This is a genomic window from Streptomyces albidochromogenes (genome assembly GCF_005981925.1).
GTDB classification, from domain to species: domain Bacteria; phylum Actinomycetota; class Actinomycetes; order Streptomycetales; family Streptomycetaceae; genus Streptomyces; species Streptomyces albidochromogenes.
The window spans coordinates 1-796 of record NZ_VBVX01000648.1 but is presented as its reverse complement, the minus strand read 5'-3'; the positions used below and the strand labels follow the sequence as shown (position 1 = coordinate 796).

Here is a 796-nt window from a genome sequence, read left to right as displayed (position 1 = left end):
TGGGCCTTCCGGGTGCCGGCCTTCGTCATGCTGGCCGGTGTGTTCAGCAGCGCGGGCCCGCTCGGCCCCCGCAGCCTGCGCACCCTCCTGCAGAGCATCGTGCTGCCGGCGCTCATCTTCAGCCTGCTCTTCTCGCTGGAGAACTACTGGCTGGGCGCCGAGTTCACCGTGCATGTCGTACAACTGCCGTGGACCCTGTGGTTCCTGATGTCCCTCTTCTTCTGGCGGCTGCTGCTGCCGCTGGTGGTGCAGTTGCGGCACCCGCTGTTCGTCACCACGTGCGTCGCTCTCGCGGTGGGGTACGTCGACGAGTTCGGGATGGCCTTCTCGGCCAGCCGGACACTGGTCTACCTCCCGCTGTTCTACCTCGGCTGGCGCATCGGGCAGGGCTCGCTGCGCACCTGGTTCACCAGCCGCTGGAGCCCGCCCGTGGCGGTCGCCGGAATCCTGGCTTCCTGCGTCGTGGGCCTGCTGTGGCACCGGGAGATCAAGGGCAACTGGCTGTCGATGCGCCACCCCTACTCCGTCGCCGATCCCCTCGGCCTGGAATGGGCCTGGGTCGTCCGGCTGCTGGTGCTCGCCTCCGCCGCGGCCCTCGTGCTGTGCCTGCTGCGGCTGATGCCGCGGCGCCGGCTGCCGCTGGTCTCCGCGGTGGGCGCGGGCGGCTTCACCGTCTACCTGCTGCATCCTCTGGTCATCCTGCCGGTCCGGGAGCATGGCTGGATCGCCCGGGTGAACACCCCCTTCGAGATCGTCGGGCTGGTGCTGTGCGCTGTCCTGCTGACGCTCGTGCTCG

Annotated in this window: 1 protein-coding gene; it reads left to right on the top strand. The window is 69.5% G+C overall.

Translation table 11 applies throughout. From position 1 onward, the window contains the following. The coding region (locus tag E2E34_RS34550; protein WP_138905748.1) for an acyltransferase family protein at window positions 1-796 on the top strand (796 nt) is incomplete at both ends.